The organism is Enterococcus sp. AZ163, from assembly GCF_050498925.1.
Lineage (GTDB): Bacteria > Bacillota > Bacilli > Lactobacillales > Enterococcaceae > Enterococcus_A > Enterococcus_A ferrettii.
Genome location: NZ_JBIPAO010000001.1, coordinates 1464200 through 1481857 on the forward strand (window position 1 = coordinate 1464200; position 17658 = coordinate 1481857).

17 protein-coding genes are annotated in these 17658 nt (G+C 39.9%); 9 read left to right on the forward strand and 8 right to left on the reverse strand.

All coding sequences use genetic code 11. The features are described 5' to 3' along the window. The first annotated feature begins 50 nt into the window (after nucleotides 1-50). Nucleotides 51-791, forward strand: coding sequence for a tRNA pseudouridine(38-40) synthase TruA (gene truA, locus IGI46_RS07035; RefSeq protein WP_429962638.1), 741 nt, complete (start codon nucleotides 51-53; stop codon nucleotides 789-791). A gap of 40 nt (nucleotides 792-831) precedes the next feature. On the opposite strand, the gene IGI46_RS07040 is transcribed toward truA, so the two are convergent. The 5 genes from IGI46_RS07040 to IGI46_RS07060 form a co-directional block, all read right to left on the reverse strand. Beyond that, nucleotides 832-1908, reverse strand: a complete 1077-nt coding sequence (locus tag IGI46_RS07040) for a CPBP family intramembrane glutamic endopeptidase (RefSeq protein WP_429973168.1) — start codon at nucleotides 1906-1908, stop codon at nucleotides 832-834. Nucleotides 1909-2034: 126 nt separating this feature from the next. Continuing rightward, the gene (locus tag IGI46_RS07045) at nucleotides 2035-2388 is read right to left on the reverse strand and encodes a DUF1667 domain-containing protein (protein WP_429962640.1); all 354 of its coding nucleotides are present in this window, start codon (nucleotides 2386-2388) and stop codon (nucleotides 2035-2037) included. After that, nucleotides 2385-3653 (reverse strand): NAD(P)/FAD-dependent oxidoreductase, encoded by a 1269-nt coding sequence (locus tag IGI46_RS07050; protein WP_429962641.1) that lies wholly within the window; start codon nucleotides 3651-3653, stop codon nucleotides 2385-2387. The genes IGI46_RS07045 and IGI46_RS07050 overlap by 4 nt, the downstream gene beginning before the upstream one ends. Nucleotide 3654: 1 nt before the next feature. Next, nucleotides 3655-5103 (reverse strand): NAD(P)/FAD-dependent oxidoreductase, encoded by a 1449-nt coding sequence (locus tag IGI46_RS07055; RefSeq protein ID WP_429973169.1) that lies wholly within the window; start codon nucleotides 5101-5103, stop codon nucleotides 3655-3657. Between the two features lie 158 nt (nucleotides 5104-5261). Next, complete coding sequence (locus tag IGI46_RS07060; protein ID WP_429962643.1) at nucleotides 5262-5831, reverse strand: glycerol-3-phosphate responsive antiterminator; 570 nt, start codon at nucleotides 5829-5831, stop codon at nucleotides 5262-5264. Between the two features lie 187 nt (nucleotides 5832-6018). On the opposite strand from IGI46_RS07060, the gene IGI46_RS07065 reads away from it, so the two are divergent. The 3 genes from IGI46_RS07065 to IGI46_RS07075 all read left to right on the forward strand — a co-directional run bounded on the left by IGI46_RS07065 (nucleotide 6019) and on the right by IGI46_RS07075 (nucleotide 12201). After that, nucleotides 6019-6990: a diaminopimelate dehydrogenase gene (locus tag IGI46_RS07065; protein ID WP_429973170.1), complete on the forward strand. Its 972-nt coding sequence runs from the start codon at nucleotides 6019-6021 to the stop codon at nucleotides 6988-6990. Between the two features lie 443 nt (nucleotides 6991-7433). After that, nucleotides 7434-8273 (forward strand): aldo/keto reductase, encoded by an 840-nt coding sequence (locus IGI46_RS07070; RefSeq protein WP_207705022.1) that lies wholly within the window; start codon nucleotides 7434-7436, stop codon nucleotides 8271-8273. A 469-nt stretch (nucleotides 8274-8742) separates the two neighbouring features. Then, nucleotides 8743-12201: a MucBP domain-containing protein gene (locus IGI46_RS07075; protein ID WP_429962645.1), complete on the forward strand. Its 3459-nt coding sequence runs from the start codon at nucleotides 8743-8745 to the stop codon at nucleotides 12199-12201. Between the two features lie 37 nt (nucleotides 12202-12238). Here IGI46_RS07075 and IGI46_RS07080 read toward each other — a convergent pair whose 3' ends face one another. Together IGI46_RS07080 and IGI46_RS07085 are read right to left on the reverse strand one after the other, a co-directional pair. After that, a complete protein-coding gene (locus tag IGI46_RS07080) occupies nucleotides 12239-12373 on the reverse strand; it encodes a hypothetical protein (RefSeq protein ID WP_429973171.1) in 135 nt (44 codons plus the stop codon). Nucleotides 12374-12483: 110 nt separating this feature from the next. Next, nucleotides 12484-12696, reverse strand: coding sequence for a zinc ribbon domain-containing protein (locus tag IGI46_RS07085; protein ID WP_207702167.1), 213 nt, complete (start codon nucleotides 12694-12696; stop codon nucleotides 12484-12486). 323 nt (nucleotides 12697-13019) lie between these two features. On the opposite strand from IGI46_RS07085, the gene IGI46_RS07090 reads away from it, so the two are divergent. The 3 genes from IGI46_RS07090 to IGI46_RS07100 all read left to right on the forward strand — a co-directional run bounded on the left by IGI46_RS07090 (nucleotide 13020) and on the right by IGI46_RS07100 (nucleotide 15348). Then, the gene (locus tag IGI46_RS07090) at nucleotides 13020-13700 is read left to right on the forward strand and encodes a hypothetical protein (protein WP_429962646.1); all 681 of its coding nucleotides are present in this window, start codon (nucleotides 13020-13022) and stop codon (nucleotides 13698-13700) included. Between the two features lie 80 nt (nucleotides 13701-13780). Then, on the forward strand, nucleotides 13781-14458 hold the full coding sequence (locus IGI46_RS07095; protein ID WP_429962647.1) for a response regulator transcription factor: 678 nt from the start codon (nucleotides 13781-13783) through the stop codon (nucleotides 14456-14458). Further along, a complete protein-coding gene (locus IGI46_RS07100) occupies nucleotides 14458-15348 on the forward strand; it encodes a sensor histidine kinase (protein WP_429962648.1) in 891 nt (296 codons plus the stop codon). The genes IGI46_RS07095 and IGI46_RS07100 overlap by 1 nt, the downstream gene beginning before the upstream one ends. A gap of 169 nt (nucleotides 15349-15517) precedes the next feature. Here IGI46_RS07100 and IGI46_RS07105 read toward each other — a convergent pair whose 3' ends face one another. Continuing rightward, nucleotides 15518-15907, reverse strand: a complete 390-nt coding sequence (locus IGI46_RS07105) for a MerR family transcriptional regulator (RefSeq protein WP_429962649.1) — start codon at nucleotides 15905-15907, stop codon at nucleotides 15518-15520. Nucleotides 15908-16009: 102 nt separating this feature from the next. On the opposite strand from IGI46_RS07105, the gene IGI46_RS07110 reads away from it, so the two are divergent. Together IGI46_RS07110 and IGI46_RS07115 are read left to right on the forward strand one after the other, a co-directional pair. Further along, entirely contained in the window at nucleotides 16010-16867 is an 858-nt protein-coding gene (locus tag IGI46_RS07110) for an aldo/keto reductase (RefSeq protein ID WP_429962650.1), read from the forward strand. After that, nucleotides 16867-17577 (forward strand): flavodoxin, encoded by a 711-nt coding sequence (locus IGI46_RS07115; RefSeq protein WP_429962651.1) that lies wholly within the window; start codon nucleotides 16867-16869, stop codon nucleotides 17575-17577. The genes IGI46_RS07110 and IGI46_RS07115 overlap by 1 nt, the downstream gene beginning before the upstream one ends. Nucleotides 17578-17658 lie beyond the last annotated feature (81 nt).

Here is a 17658-nt window from a genome sequence, read left to right on the forward strand (position 1 = left end):
GAAAAATGATACTATAAAGCTAACTTAACTAGAGGAGTAAAATAGATCATATGAGAAATATTAAACTAACCATCGAATATGATGGTAAACGATACTTAGGCTGGCAGCGGCTGGGGGATTCCGATAAAACCATTCAGGGGAAAATCGAAAACATCATCAAGCAAATGACTGGTGAAGAAATTGAAATTATTGGTTCTGGCCGCACGGATGGCGGGACTCATGCACGAGGTCAGGTAGCTAATTTTAAAACAACTAGTGAAATGCCTTTGACTGAAATGATTGCTTTCTTGAATCAGTATCTGCCACAGGATATTGTGGTGAAAAAAGCAGAAGAGGCCGCCGAACGCTTTCATGCCCGCTACAATGCTACTGGAAAACAGTACAGCTATTATGTTTGGAATGCGGAGATTCCCTCTGCTTTTGAGCGATCCTACAGTTATCATTATCCGCAAGAAATGGATCTGGAAAAGATGAAGGAAGCCTGCCGCAAGCTGGTTGGCAAGCATGATTTTATGGGCTTTTCGGCTTTGAAGAAAACTAAGAAATCCACTGTTCGTACGATTGAGAGTATTACAATTGAGGAAGAAGGCAATTTGTTGCATTTTACCTTTGTTGGTAATGGCTTTCTGCATAAAATGGTGCGGATTATTGTAGGTACTTTACTGGGGATTGGTGCAGGAACGATGAAGCCGGAAGCAATTGACGAAATATTGGCTAGTAAGGTTAGGGAAAATGCTGGAGAAACAGTGCCAGCACAAGGCTTATTTCTTGATGAAGTCTATTACCATTAGAAAAAAAGGGGCGCAGCTATGTAGGCTGAGCCCCTTTTTTCTAAGCGTATTTTGTAGTTGAGTGTTTTTTAGGCACTGTTTCTTCAGTAATCTGGTCGGCCCGAGCTTCGGGTGTTTGGTTCAGGTTGTTTTTATCCCTGAAGTATTTAGTGATTATCGGCCAAGCATAGCAAAGGCTCATGATTACTGCTGCTGTAGCAACATCGGACCAGCCGATCGTGTAGCCAGACATGGATTCACCAGTGAGATCACCGGAAAAAATAGGTGCCAGATTATTATTCAAAAAATGAATGGCAACAACACTCCAAATGTTATCAGTCTTCATATATACGAACCCCATGAAAATTCCCATCGTGATACAGACAACGATTTGATTGGCTACCGAAATAATTCCGATTGCTGGAGAAGTATAAAAGAAGAAATTCAGCGGTAAATGCCAAAGTCCCCATACAATGCCCAGAAGCAGCACGCCTTTGATCATGCCATATCTTTTCTGCAAAATAGGTTGTAAAAAGTAGCGCCAGCCGTATTCTTCACCAAAATAAGGTCCAAACATAATAAGATAACTGATTAAGGTTTGGATCAGTGCAAACCAAGTTTGGGATTTGGAGAAGTTCTCCGTCATTCCGCCAAGCCCGCCCTCTATTAGATAGTAGATGACCATTCGTGCGATATACAACACCACAAATAATAAAACGAAGGCGATGGTCAGCTTCCAATTTTTTCTACGTAAACCATAGGCCTCTCGACGTTCCGTTCTGGCAACCAATAGAGCAATCCATAGAAAAATACTGCCAAGTATCATTACGAAGCTGCCGATCATCATAAAAGTGCTATTACCAATAAATAATCCTAATAGGCTGCAAACAATCATTAAACCAGTTTGGATCAAATAACCAATGAAGAACGCTTTAGGCATAAGCTGTCGATTTTTGCGGCTAAGATACAGAGCAATCATCGCGCCAGCCGCTGGATAGTACATATGGGTCAAGGTGAAGAGATCAATGCTCCTTTTCGTACTATAGCCATACCACATAAATAGCCCCATGATTACCGGCAATCCAAAAGCGATGATGGAGAAAACTCTTAACTGCTTGCTTTCAATTTGTTTATTCATATTCTCACTCCTTAAGTGCTTTCTTACCTGAAGTTTAACGAATAACTGTGTTTGAAAGCTGCTTTTGTCCTAAATGGTTGAATATGGGGCTTGAATGATAAAGAGGAGAAGGCATCCTCCTCAACGTTAGCTTGCTTGGATCGTACAAGTAGCTACTACATCAATTCCTGTATTTAGCAGATTTTCAAGGACGATATCACCAATTTCAACGGGTGCCTGCAGTCGAACCTGATTAAGGATCGTCATGGCTTCTCTGACGGATTCTTTAGGAATGCCATCCAGCGTTTTGACTGAGCAGCGGTGGGAGTTGCCATTTCTTACTACAACTGTGGAGGTCACCACTCGAATTGGATTGGTGGCTTCAGCCTTGCCGTATTTTACTCCTTTGTTACAGCTGTGGCCAGTGACTTGGTAATCATTTTCTTCGTCTACGGCTAGATGACAGCCTTTGGGGCACATGATACAAATGAATGGTTTCATGATTTGCTGACCTCCTCAACTGAGAGTTCAATTTCACCATTGCTGGCTTTGTCTAAAATCTTTTTCGATAAATGAATCTTTTCCAGCTCTCCCGGAACTATATAGCTTTTCCGCTTTTGGGCAATAACCTCTCCGTGGGATTTCACAATGATTTGGCTGTCATCAAAGACTTTATTCACCCGGAAAAAAAGTTCAACCTTTTTAGGAACATTGTCTTTACGAATTTTTTGCGGGACAACATAGGTTACACAAGCCCCATTTTTTATTTCAAGACAAACATCTTGCTGCTTCAGCTGCTCCTGTTGGAAAAGGTATTGTGCAGCTGCAGCACCCGCTCGTGTGCTTTCGGCAGTCACGAAGTCTACTAGATCATGAACGTGAACGACATTGCCGCAGGCGAAAATACCAGGGATCGAGGTTTCCATGTTTTCATAAACCATAGCGCCGTTAGTTTTATTATCCATAATGACGCCGGCACTGCGGCTCAATTCATTTTCTGGAATCAAGCCAACGGACAATAGAATCGTGTCACAGACAAAGATTTGCTCGGTGCCGGCGATTGGGCGCCGGTTTTGATCTACCTGAGAGACAATGACTTCTTCTACACGGTTTTTTCCCCGAATTTCGGTAATAGTATGGGATAAGTATAAAGGAATATCAAAATCGTCTAGACACTGAACGATATTTCTAGTTAGTCCACCTGAGTAAGGCATCACCTCAACACAGGCTAGTACATCAGCACCCTCTAATGTCATACGGCGAGCCATAATTAAGCCGATATCACCAGAGCCCAAAATCAGTACTTTTTTCCCTACTAAATATCCTTCCATATTTACATAACGTTGCGCAGTACCAGCGGTGTAGACACCAGCTGGTCGACTGCCAGGGATTTCGATAGCTCCTCGTGTACGTTCGCGGCATCCCATCGCCAAGACAATTGATTTTGCCTGAAGGATTTGGTAACCTTGCTCCTTATTAACTAGATGGACTTCTTTATTTTCTGATATTTCTAGAACCATCGTATCTAAGAAGACCTGAATCGTTGTTTGTTCAATCCTATCGATAAACCGTCTCGCATATTCAGGACCAGTTAATTCTTCTTTGAAATAATGCAAGCCAAAGCCGTTGTGGATGCATTGATTTAAAATACCACCTAATTGTTGATCTCTTTCAATGATTAAGATATCTTGAACCCCTTCATTGTAAGCAGCCATCGCTGCTGCAAGTCCAGCTGGACCTCCGCCAATTACGATCAAGTCATGCATGTTAAATCCCTCCTTTAGTAGCTTCGATTAATACATTACTTCCGCTGCGATCCTGCAAGACGTCCAATGGAGAAATAGCCAGCTCCTCGGATAAGATTTCCACCACTCTTGGTCCACAAAATCCACCCTGACAGCGACCCATGCCAGCGTTACAGCGTCGTTTGATCCCGTCCAGTGAAGTAGGTGGAATGGGTGAATGCACGGCTGCTTTAATTTCACCCTCAGTAATTGTTTCGCAACGGCAAATTACTCGACCATAGCTGTGCTCTTTTTTAATCAATTGATTTTTCTCAGAAAGACTCAGCTCTTGAAAAACTATTTTTTCGCGAGCAGCTGTACATTGCTCTTTTTGTTTAAAGGACTGGTTCGTTGATTTTTCCAGTAATTCAATAGCATATAAGGCAATCGCTGGAGCAGAGGTGAGCCCAGGTGATTTGATGCCGGCTAGATCAATGAATCCAGGCGCAGCTTCTTGGATGATAAAATCGTTGCGGGTACTATTGGCCCGAACACCGGAAAAGTTGCGAATTGATTGCCTTAGATTAAGGTCAGGAACGGATTTTTCAGCCAGCTTAGCTACCTGAGATAATCCGGCAGAAGTATTTCCGGTATCTAGACCGGTCCCTAATTCAGATTTCAAAATGCCATGAGAGTTAGGTCCAACGATCAAATTTCCATGAACCGTTGGGCTAATTAGAACTCCTTTGCCAATACTAGACGGGCATTGAAAAATGACGTGATTTACTCTCGTTCCTTCAGATTTATCCAGTAAATAATATTCACCACGATTCGGGGTGATTTTGAAATTGGGCTCCGCAATCATATTATGCAGATCATCTGAATGAACGCCAGCGGCATTAAAAATGTATTTGGTTTGATAGACTGCTTGATTGGTTTTGACTTGATAGCCTTCAGCAGTTTGAGTAATCGCGGTGACTTGATTGTTTAGAGCTAATTCCACCCCGTTTTTAACCGCTGTTTCAGCCAAAGCCAAGCAAAATTCCCATGGATTGACGATTGCTGCACTAGGAGCGTAAAGAGCACCAACAGCTTCAGAAGAAAGATGCGGTTCCTTAACCAGCAACTCTTCTTTAGTTAGTAAAGTTAGCTTCGGCACCCCATTTTTTACACCGCGGTTGTATAATTCTTGAATCATAGCTAAATCCTCTTCGGAAAACGCCACAACCAAAGAGCCAATCTGGTTATAATGAACCGAAAGCCTTTGACAAAGTTCTTTTGCGTAAGCGGCACCTTCAACATTTAGCTTAGCCATCAGGGTACCAGGTTCAGGATCAAAGCCAGCGTGCAAAATAGCACTGTTGGCTTTAGTGGCCCCTTGACTGACATCATTTTCTGCTTCTAAAACGAGTATTTTTAACTGATATTTGCTTAATTCATAGGCGGTGGCGGCACCAACAATTCCGCAACCGATGACGATAGCATCATACATAATCTTTCCTCCTCGTAACCTTCAACTAGTAATGCGCAAAAAAAGAGTATAGGAAACAAATGCCAAGGATTGTTGGCATTTGCTGCTATACTCTTTTTGTCTCTAGCAAGTTATTTAGTTAACTGTATTATAACATCTTTTATTTGAGACAACAATCTCTAGCTCGACCAGACTGAAGCCCTTGTAGAGGATACTGCAAGACTTCCAGCTCCTAAAGCACCCATGACATCTTCTTTGTCACGGATTAGTCCGCCAACAATCAAAGGCTTTCGAGATTGTTTGACGAGCTCCTTGATGACTTTTGGCGAAACATTAGGAAGAACCTCTACTAAATCAGCTTCTGTCTGTGTCAGCTGCCGTTCAACGTTAACCAATGCAGATGAATCCAATAGGAAGAACCGTTGAATGGCTAACAGTTGATGTCTTTTGGCTTGGCGAATAATTGACGGCTTAGTTGAGATGATTCCATCAAAGACAGTACATTTTTTTATGTAGTCAATCGCTGTTTCGTCAGAGGACAGTCCTTTTACGCGATCCGCATGTAAAATGGCCACCTTGCCGCTTTGTTTAATTTTTTCAGATAGTTCCTGCAGCTGCATTAGGTGAGATTGCAGCACAAATAGAATCTCAACATCAGTTAGCAAAGCTTGAGTCAATTCTGTTTCGTTGTTCACAGCAGCAATTACTGGAGCAAGCTCCAGTTTGTTATACAGTTCATGTGTATTCATTTTAAGCTTTCTCCCGATCTTAATAAGAATAAAGGTCCCGTAGTAGTTATTTTCATTTTAGCATAAATTATTCGCTGAACCGACTCTCTTCGTTTGAAGTGAAAATATGAGAGAATGATTAAAAAATCCATGATATTTTCTCTTCTACTATAGTATAATCGTAGTAACAACTACGAGGAGTGATGGAATGACAAAAGTAGCAATTGTCGGTTATGGAAATTTAGGTCGAGGTGTAGAGCGTTCCTTAAAGCAAAATCCTGACATGGAGTTAGTAGGTGTATTTACCAGACGGTCACCTGAAGCCGTTGCAACAGAGGGCGCAACCGCTTATCATATGGATGATCTATTAAGTAAAAAAGCGGAGATTGATGTTTGTATCCTGTGTGGTGGTTCAGCGACTGATTTGCCAGTACAGACACCAGAAATCACTAAGGCGTTCAACACTATCGACAGCTTTGATACCCATGCTAAGATTCCTGAGCATTTTGCCAATGTCGACCAAGTGGCGAAAGAGAATCAAACCGTGTCAATTATCTCAACAGGTTGGGATCCGGGCTTGTTTAGCTTGAATCGTTTGTATGCACAAAGTATTTTGCCGACAGGTGAAACGAATACCTTCTGGGGCAAGGGCGTCAGTCAAGGACACTCAGATGCTTTAAGAAGAATTGAGGGTGTAGTAGATGCCACCCAATATACGATTCCGAATAATGAAGTGATTGAAAAATTGAAGTCTGGCGAAAAGCTGGAATTAACTACTCGGGATAAGCATTTTAGACAATGCTTTGTAGTATTAGAAGACGATGCGAATGCAGAAGCAATCAAAGAAGAGATTGTGACGATGCCAAACTATTTCTCTGATTATGATACAGAAGTGAATTTCATTTCTCAAGAGGAACTGAATCGTGACCATAAAGCGATGCCTCATGGGGGAACTGTTTTACACACGGGAACCACAGGAGAGGATACCAACCAAGTAATTGAGTACACGCTGCAATTAGAGAGCAACCCAGAATTTACTGCTAGCGTGTTAGTTGCTTATGCTAGAGCGTGTGTGCGTTTAGCGAAGGAAAAACACTTTGGTGCGTTCACCGTATTAGATATTGCACCGAAATATTTGTCGCCGCTGGATGATGCAACACTGCGCAAAGAATTACTGTAAAAATAATGAAAGTTCGGCCCTTCTTAATTGGAAGTCCGAACTTTTTTTGGATAGAAAACAGCTTAGTTCTATGTATGGTGATGAAAACTGGAATAGCAGTTTGGTGCTCTTTTATACTCTTGTTCTGAGAGGAGTGCTTAAAAAGCCAAGGAATGTTAATAAAGAAAGATACGCCGTTCATGGTAATCGGTTTAGAAAAGTTTCGACCGATTGTAGTGGCTATTTGAGGAGACAGACTGTTCGTTAAAAGGACAGTCTGTTTTTTATCTATAAACATAAAATTTAACAGATTTTCGGATGAGTGGTAGGGTTAAAATGTGGCTGGTAATCAGTACGGTTGCCTTAAGCATAAAATGTTTTTAGGAAATTCCCTTTGATTCTAAGGGGAAAAGATAGCTTTGCCAAAAAGAACCAACCACTATTACTAAAGGAGGAATTTGCAGATGACAGCACCAATGATTACATTGAATGATGGGAATAAATTACCAGCTTTAGGCTTAGGTACAGTAGCGATTCGTGGAGACCACGGAACCAACCAGATTGTCGCAGCGATCCAAAGTGGTTATCGTCTGATCGATTCTTCAACGAATTATGATAATGAAGGTATCGTGGGAGAAGCGATTCGTCGTTCAGGTGTTCCGCGAGCTGAGCTTTTTGTGACTTCTAAATTACCAGGAAAATATCATGCCTATGAGGATGCTTTGATGATGATTCAAGAATCTTTGCGTCGGATGGGTTTGGAATACTTTGATTTATATTTGATTCACTGGCCTTTGCCAAAACGAGATCATTATGTAGAAGCTTGGCAAGCCTTGATTACAGCGCAAGAAATGGGATTGATTCGTTCGATTGGCGTTTCTAATTTTGAGCCTGATCACTTAGATCGGATTATTGAAGAAACGGGTGTAACGCCGGCAGTCAATCAAATTGAACTCCATCCTTATTGGGTTCAAGAAGAACGATTGGCTGAAAACAAGCGGCGAGGAATCGTGACAGAGGCGTGGAGTCCTTTAGGTCGTGGTACGGTTTCATTGGAAGAAGATATCCTGAAAAAGCTGGCTGACCAATACGATAAAACTCCTGCTCAGATTGTGATTCGCTGGCATTTAGATCGTGGAATTTTACCAGTAGTAAAATCCAGCAATCCGCAACGGCAGCGAGATAATCTGTCTGTATTTGATTTCCATTTAACGGAAGATGAAATTGCTTCAATTAATCAGCTAAACAAATCAGATGGCCGTGTAGACGGACAAGACCCAAATGAGTATGAAGAGTTTGACTAAAACTAGATAGAATTGGAAATTACTGAACTAAGCGTCTGCTGACAGCTTATAGTTCAGTAATTTTTTTGTTTAATTCTCAAATGATTGAGAAAGCATACAAAAAAACACTTGTTATTATTTGGGGCACTATCGATAGAAAGTTTTGATTGTAACCGATTTATCACTAATTTGTACAAGAGAGGAAACTATAAATAAAATGTTTTTGATTGTTTTTTGACCAAAAATATAACTTTGGAATAAATGTTCTGAGTCCTAAAATAACTATAAAACCAAATAAAGTTGTTGAAAAAATGGTTTTTATACCATAAAATAATATTATAGATCGAAAATAAATTTTATTGAAAATTATTTTTTCTAATCGAAAAGATTGGATTCAATGAATCGTGTAAGCAAGGAGGAAAGAGCAATCAAATAATTCTTGTGAAATGCTAGACAAAAAATATTATTTAAAAGAAAAGTGGGGAAGAAAATGAAAAAGAGGATAAATGTGTTGGCAGGACTGGGACTTCTGCTTCTTTCATTAGGCCTAGCTGGTCAGAAGGCATTTGCTGATGAAGTGGCAGTAAATACTGTCGCCGATTTGCAGGACGCGGTAAATAATGCACCAAGTGATCGAACGGTTACTTTAGATAGTACATTTCCAACGGATATTGATGCAACAATTGCTTTGAAGGAATCACCGTATCAAGTCGTAGTAAACGGCAATGGACTTACTTTGCAATCGACCACTGGAAAGCAGTTATTTTCCTACGGTGGAGGTACTGGAACCGCAAACTCAGCATTAACGATAAGAAATTTGAATCTAGAAGGTTTAGGAAATAGTGTGCGAGCATTAACTATCTCTGGTTATAAAGGCGAGTTTGTTTTAGAAAACAGCAAGGTGAACAATTTTCAATCTTATGATGATGGTGGTGCCTTCTATACAGCCGGAAATACAAGTCTGGTGAATTGTACATTTTCCAATAATAAAAACACAGGTTCTGGCTATTCAGGCGGAGCGATTGCCAGCAAAGGATATTCAGCTAATTTTTCTGCCAGTAATTGTCAGTTTTTGAATAATGAAACTACCTTCGCAGGAACTGGAAATGTTGGTGGTGAGGGTGGCGCAATTTACTTCTTTCAGCCAAGCAGCACAGCAACCTTTAACTTTACCAATAATTATTTTGAAGGCAATAAATCAGTGGAAACAATTACTAGTGGAAAAGCTAAGCTGGCTGATGGCGGAGCGATTGCTTTCTTTAATACTGTAACAGGAACACAGATTTTGTTTGACAGCAACTCATTCGTGCGCAATATTGCCGGAGATGATGGTGGAGCCATTTTGATTCAAACTAATGACAACATTGATAGTGGTGTCTTGTTTAAGAACAATACTTTCTACCAGAATAAGGCATTAGGGCAGGATTTTTCAGGGAATAGCGGTGGGGCAATTCAAATTTATGCCAATGGAGCAATTACCCAAGGAAGAAAATCAGCGATTGATTATGTCAATAACAGCTTTGTAGAAAATGAAGCTGTTTACGATGGTGGCGCGATTGGCAGCTCTGGCTATGGACTGAATTATTCGGCTGGCCGCTATGCCAACAATCTATTTGTCGGCAACAAGTCTCGGACTGCAAGTAGAAATAATATTGCGGACTCTACGGCGATAGCTGGTACTGGCGACTTAGAAACGAACATTGGTTATGATAATGGAAAGACAAGTACGACTACCATGACGGATGTTTTCGGAACGGCACCAGTTGGTTTAGTGGACAACTACAATAAAATCACAGCAGGAACTACCAGCGATGCTATTATTTTGCCAACGGTTCCGATTGCACCTGAAAAATCAGCGGATGACCAGGTGGATAACCTGCGAGATATATTGGTCGATCAGCGGGATTTACCAAGAACGGCCAAGGCTGATATTGGCTCAGTCGAAATTGACTGGATCAAATATGATAGCAATGGCGGGATCTTTGATCTTGGCACCGAGCTTTCTAAATATGAGGGCATGATTTATTACGAGGGAACTCAGCCAACTGCCTATTATCAAGTGGGGTACAAGGAGTTGAATCAGACGATTCCAAAAGGTGTTGAGCTGAAAGCAGCTAAAGAGGGCTATCAATTTGCTGGCTGGTCGAAGGAAGAGACAGCCAAAGAGCCTGATCCAACCTACGCTGAAGGAAATACACTTGCCATCCCTAAAGGCAACGAGACCATTTATGCAGTTTGGAAAAAATCGGAGCCAGTGATTGTCCATTACATGACTTATAATGAAAATAAACAATTAGTCAGCATAAATCCCGATGTAACATTAACTGGAGCGTTAGGTGAAGCGTACCATGCTCAAATCAAGCAAATTGACGAGTATACCTTTGCTGGAGTGAAGGATGGCGACTCAATTACTGGGGTCTTCAGTGATCAGCCGCAGGAAATTACCTTAATCTACACGAAGACAGTGAAAGAAAAAGGAACAGTACTTGCTCAATACCAGGATGAAGAGGGCAACCCCTTATCTGGTGATGAAGTCACCATGGGTGAAGTCGACACAGATTATACGACCCAGCAAAAGGATATTCCTGGCTACACCTTTAAAGAAGTCCAAGGAGAGCCTAATGGGAAATACGCTGCGGGAATTACCAAGGTTGTCTATATTTATACTAAAAACCCTGTAGAACAGGGAAAAGTGATTGTGCATTACCAGAAGGAGGATGGGACCTCTTTGGCTGCTGATCAAACCTTAACAGGTGATATAGACAATTATTATGCTGCGGAAGTAAAAGCCTTTGATGGGTATGTATTGAAGGGGATCACCGGATCGGTCAGCGGGAAATTTACGGCTGCTGATCAGGAAGTCACTTTGATTTACACAGAGCAGGGAATCGGGAAAGAGACTGGCGTTTTGATTGTCGAGTATCAGAACGAAGAAGGACAGCCATTACGCAACAGCGAGGTATCGATTGCTGAGGTCGGTGAGTCGTATAAGACTTCCCGCAAGGAAATTTCAGGTTATACTTTTAAGGAAGTTCAAGGTGCTGAGTCTGGCGAATATGCCGAGGGAATTACTAAGGTTACCTATATTTATCAAAAGAACGTAACCAAAGGGAAGCTGATTGTCCACTATCAGGATGAAGCAGGTAAGACCATTGCGGAAGATTTTTCAGATGAGCAGCCAGTTGATACTGCAATTCCATTGGAGCTGTTTACCAAAACAATTGACTCTTACACGTTAAAGGAAATTAAAGGCTTAACCAGCGGGTTTTACACGGAGAAAACCCAGGAGGTCACCGTTGTATACCGGAGGCAGGAAGGCAAAGTATTGGTTAATTACTTAAGTGAAGAGGGCAAGCAATTAGCTAATCCAGCACTCTTGTCAGGTGCTGTGGATTCTGATTATCAAACAGAAGAAAAGAAATTTGAAGGTTATGTATTGAAGGAAGTATTAGGAAATAAAATCGGTAAATACACTCTTGAACCACAAATTGTTACCTACATTTACAGCAATAAAGGAACAATTGCGATCCATTACGTGGACGAAGCTGGTAACGAACTAGCTGCAGCTGAACAACAAATCGGAGTTATTGGTGAAAAATACGAAACAACGGCTAAAGCAATTACAGGCTGGAAGTTAAAGGATGCACCTGAGAATGCCAAAGGTACTTATCAGGAGCAAGAACAAACCATTACCTACGTTTATGTGAAAGACAGCTTGCCAACAACCGGAGATGGTTCAGCAACAGGCGGAGGCACAGGTACAGGTACAGTAACAACACCAGCAACGGTCAGAACATTACCGGATACTGGTACTGCAGCTGCTCAAGGAAAGACCTTGCCAAAAACTGGTGAAGAACGATCAAATACGGCTTTATTAAGTGCAATAGGGATTTTAACTGTTGGGGCAGCGGTTTTCCTGCTAAGAAAACGAAGTCTTAAAAATCTATAAAACAATTCGTGTGCGTACTGTAAAAAGTGCGCACTTTTTATTTGGTGAAAACCAGCAGCAACTTGGCTTGGGCTAAAGGATGAACTAGAATTAGCAGCCAAGCGAAGAGTATTGAACGTGAAGAAAGGGCCTTGAATGAGGGTGAATCAACCAAAATTTTATTAGCACTCATTTTTACTCAGCCATTCAATCCAGCAATAAAATAAGCCGCACCATTCTTCCCGTCGAATGGTGCGGCTAGCGTAAGGTTTTATGTGAAGATTAATACGTTAAATTAAGTGTTTAACTGTTCATCAAGAAGTCTAAAATATTCCAGCCATCGGTTGTTTCACCGCGGTACATTTCTGTATAGCCGCATTGCGCGCAGCTGATGGTGTAAAATTTCTTATTCTGCACATCAAAGATTTTGGCAAAGTTTCCCCCAGTTGCCTGAAATTGATCCGTTTCATAATGCTGGTTCCCACACTTACTACAAACGTATTGTCGTTTTTCCATTTTCTTTTTCTCCTTTGTTTGTCTTAACTACTCTTATAGAATAGCAAGATTTCAAAGAAAAAGCTTACTCCCTCAGACTGATTTTTTTCTTAACTTTAGGAGTATCTTTTTTTTTAATATCAAAATAATTAAAATGGGTTATATAGGGGAATTGAAGGGATAAATAAGTACAGAATCTTTTTTTCGTGGAATTTTAAGTGGTCAGGAAATTAGGGACTGCTTGTTAGCAGACTGTGTAAATCTATTTTAGAAAAATAATAGTTATGGTGATAATTTATTGTTAAAATGGACTAAATAATTAAAAGGGTTAGGAGGAGGTAAAAATGGGAAATAGAAGCTACTTGTTAACGGATGACCAGTGTCAATTATTTGAAGCCAATAACACGCTGCCGATTTTTTGGATTTTAGGCGGCTGTCCGCAGCCGTTCGAAGCTAAAATAGCAGAAACGGCCAATTTATCGGCTCCGGAAGAGCAAGAGGGGGTGGATGAGGATACCTACGAAGAGCTGTATCTTGACTGGTTCACCACCCATCAGATTGGCGATGTTCAGCTAAGCATTCAAGCATACGCAGATAACTTAGAAAATAATCGAGATTATATTGAGACGGTGTACAGCAGCTTAACGGAAGTCTTTGATGCTTTTGTAAAAGTAATTAACCAGCAAAAGGAATATAATCCAGAAGCAACGATTATCATAGATTACGGACAGATGATCGGCTTTTATGAAGATCATTTAGAGTTTTATCGTTTGATCTCACTGCTCATTAAGCAAATTGAAAATAAGGAAGAAAACAAATGGATTTTTCCAGAAGATGCGTTAGGTTCGACGATTGGGTCAGATGAATATTCGAATCATCAAGGAGAAACATTGTTTACAAGAGAGAGTTATCAGAAGTTAAATAGTACTTTGATGAAATCATTGAGAAAAGAACAGGGAGCTAGCGAGCCTGCTGCGAAGCAAAGTTCTTTGCTTCAAAAGTTTTTCAGCAAGCTGAAGAAATAGGATACTTGAAAACAACTGTACGAGTGCAGCGAGAGCACTCAGTGGTGCTTGCACAACCAGTGGAGAAATGAGGACAGTGGATGGCCAAGATTTTAATTATAGAAGACAACAATGATATCAATGAAATTTTGCAGGATTTGTTGAAGGAACAGCACGAAGTGTTTCCGGCTTTTTCAGGAACAGAGGGCTTGATGCTGTTTCGGTATGAAGCAATAGATTTGGTGTTGCTGGATATTATGCTGCCAGGGAAAAACGGCGAAGAGGTGCTAGCAGAAATTCGTCAGGGAAGTAACGTGCCAGTCATCATCATTACCGCCTTGGGAGACAAAAAGACGGTTAGTGATTATTTGATGAACGGAGCCAACGATTACATTACCAAGCCTTTCGATCTGGATGAAGTCCATGCCAGAGTAATGGTTCAGCTGAGAAGTGCTAAGCCACCTGAAACAGAGAGTCCATGTTTATGCTATAAAAATATTACACTGGATGAGAATTCTTTTACCATTCAGAAGGGGGAGCAATCGCTGCGGCTAGGGAAAAAGGAATTTGATATTTTGAAAACGTTAATGAGTCGCCCCAAGCAGATTTTTACAAAGGAACAGCTGTACGAGCAAGTCTGGCAGGAAAGCTATTTGCCCGGTGATAATACCTTAAATACACATTTAAGCAATTTGCGTAAAAAGATTGGTCAGCTGGATGCTGAGAATGATTACATCGAAACGGTTTGGGCAGTCGGTGTGAAGCTGGCAGGTGAATAATGAGCTACTTAGCGATTTTTAGTACATTGGTCGCAGTGTTTTTAGCCTATCGTTACATTGCTTTGCGCTTGAGTCTACGCAACTTGGCAAACGAGATTGAGGCGAAGCGGATCAGTCAAACGAATGTAGTTTTAATGAATCCCAAGCATCAAATGAGTTTAGACCCGTTAATTCATGCGGTGAACCAAGTGTTTAATGAACTGCAGGCTAGTCGAGTTCTTAATCAGCAGGAGAAAAAGACGCTGGATTTAGCTATCCATAATATCACCCACGACATTCGGACACCGTTAACAATTGCCAGCGGCTTCACGCAAAATTTGATAAGAGAACTGCCGGAGGAACAGGAACGGTTATCGAAAATTCAAGAAAATTTGACGACGGTGTCTCAGCGGGTCGAGGTACTGCTGGACTATCAGGATTTATTGGAAGCAAATGTCCAGCCTAAGTTTCAGCAACTAGACCTTTCACAGGCATTAACCGAAAACCTGTTAAATTATTACAGCAGTTTGACTGAGCAGAATTTTGAGGCTGAGGTCACTATTCAAGAAGGCTGTTTGATCGAAAATGACCCAGAAATCTTGCAGCGGATTTTCCAGAACATCTTCAGCAATATTTTAAAGCATGGGGAAAAGCAGCTGACTGTTAAGCTCTCTAGTGATGATAAGCGGGCTTATGTAACAATTTGCAATCAGAGCCAGCAGGCAATTCAAAATCTGGAAAAGCTGACCAGCCGCTTTTATTCAGAGAACATGTCCGAAACAGAGAAGTCTTCTGGGTTGGGGCTGTACATTACCAAAGAACTGGTTGAGTTGACACAAGGATTTTTAGCGATGAAGGCTCAGGACAAACAATTTTGTATAGAAATTACGTGGCAATTAAGCGGAAAATGAGGTTGTGACAGAAGTGTTAGTGTTCGTAGAGACAAATAGATAGCATTAAAAAATACAATAAGGATTCGCCCATAAAACTGTAGTTAAAAGCCTATAAACATTGATTTATAGGTTTTTTTATGCTTTCTTTTAGTATTCTCAAGATTTTTTAACTATAGCGACAAGCCACTTAAGAAATCAAATTGCTTTTATATTCAATCTTTCCTGTAAGCACATCATTATAAAAATTCTGTTTATAATCTATAAAATTCACATAGCTTTTTAATTCGTCTATTTGTTTTAACAGCTCTTTCCTCTTTATATCTAACATTTTCTTTCGTTCTGGAATAGTTGGTTCTCCTGCTAAACAAAACGCCAAATATTCTTTCATCTCTTGAATTGTCATTCCACAACCTCGTAAACAGTATAAACTTTCAATCCAAGCGATTGTTTTTTCATCGAATACACGATAATTATTTTGATTTCTTTTTACTCCAGGAATAAGCCCTTCATTACAATAAAATTTTAAAGTTCCATAGGATAGACCCGTTTTTTTAGATGTTTCTTTCATCGAGTACATATTCATACCTCATTTCAATTTTGCTATTGACCGGTAGTTACTACCGACTTATACAATAAGTGTACCATCAAACATTTAAACAGACAAAGGAGAATGTACTTTATGGAAATGATAAAATTAAATAATGGCGTAGTTATTCCTAAAATTGGTTTTGGTGTTTATCAAATCCCAAAAGAAGAATGCGAAAAATGTGTGTTTGAAGCGCTCGAAAGTGGGTATAGACTAATTGATACCGCTCAAAGTTACTTTAATGAGGAAGAAGTCGGACTAGCTATAAGCAAAAGCAACGTGGCAAGAAAAGATATCTTTTTAACTACTAAAATTTGGATTGATAATTATGGATATGATAAAGCTTTAGAATCCGTAAATGAATCTATGAGAAAATTAAAGGTAGATTATCTTGATATGGTTCTTTTACACCAGCCCTTTAGTGATTATTATGGTGCATACCGAGCATTAGAAGAACTCTACCAACAAGGAAAAATTAGAGCAATTGGGATAAGTAATTTTTATCCTGACAGACTGTCAGATATTAGTGCTTTTACAGAAATAACACCTCAGATAAACCAGGTAGAAACTAATGTATTTAATCAGCAGATAGCAGCACAAGAAAATATGAAAAAAAATAATGTACAGATTGAAGCATGGGCACCATTTGGTGAAGGTAGAAACAATATGTTTTCAAATCCGACTTTGAAATCAATTGCTGAAGCTCACGGTAAGAGCATTGCACAAATTATTATTAGATGGTTAATACAGCGAAATGTGGTTGTTTTAGCGAAATCTACAAAAATAGAGAGAATGCGCGAAAATATCAATGTTTTTGATTTTGTGCTTTCTCAAGAAGAGATGAAAGATATCGCAAAACTTGATAGAGGTAAAAGTTTATTTTTTGACCATCAAGCTCCAGAAACTGTAAAAATGTTTCAAGAATTAATCGAAAAAAGAAAGGATAAATAATGTCAAACAAAACTAAAATCTTAATAGGCGTTGGAGTTTTGATAGCTCTTATTGCTGGCGCGTCAGCCTACTTTTTACTTAATCAAAAATCTGAAGTAAATGAACCTAGTGAAAAAGTAACTCTTGGAGGAGAAAATAAGAGTATTGACGGAAAGAAGGTTTTAGTAGCATATTTTTCTGTCCCTGAAACCGGTGATGCAAATAAAGAAATGACACAAGAAGAAGAAAACAGTGCCATTGTTGTTGACGGACAAGTTCTAGGAAATACACAATACGTCGCTAATATTATAAGTGAAAATACTGGTGGAGATATATATAGGATCGAACCTAGCACACCATACACAACAAATCATAAGGAGTTGGTAGAACAAGCCACAAAAGAACAAGACAGCGATGTGAGACCCGAAATAAAAGATATGATTAGTAATTTTGACGATTACGACACAATTTTTATTGGTTATCCAATTTGGTGGGGAGATATGCCCCAAATTATGTACAGCTTTATGGAACTTTATAGTTTTGAAGGTAAAACTGTCATTCCATTTTCTACACATGGCGGTTCTGGTTTAGCGGGCACAGTTAATACTATAGAGAACAAATTGACCAATGCGAATGTAATCACCAATGCATTTACTATGTCTAGAGACGATATGGAAGAAGCTCCTCAAAGAGTTGAAGATTGGTTGAGAGAAATAAATTTGAAAAAATAGTTTATTAAGCATATGATTTAGTCTATAAACCTCACTGTTATAGGCTTTTTTCATACCTTCTTTTAGTATTTTATTGTCTTT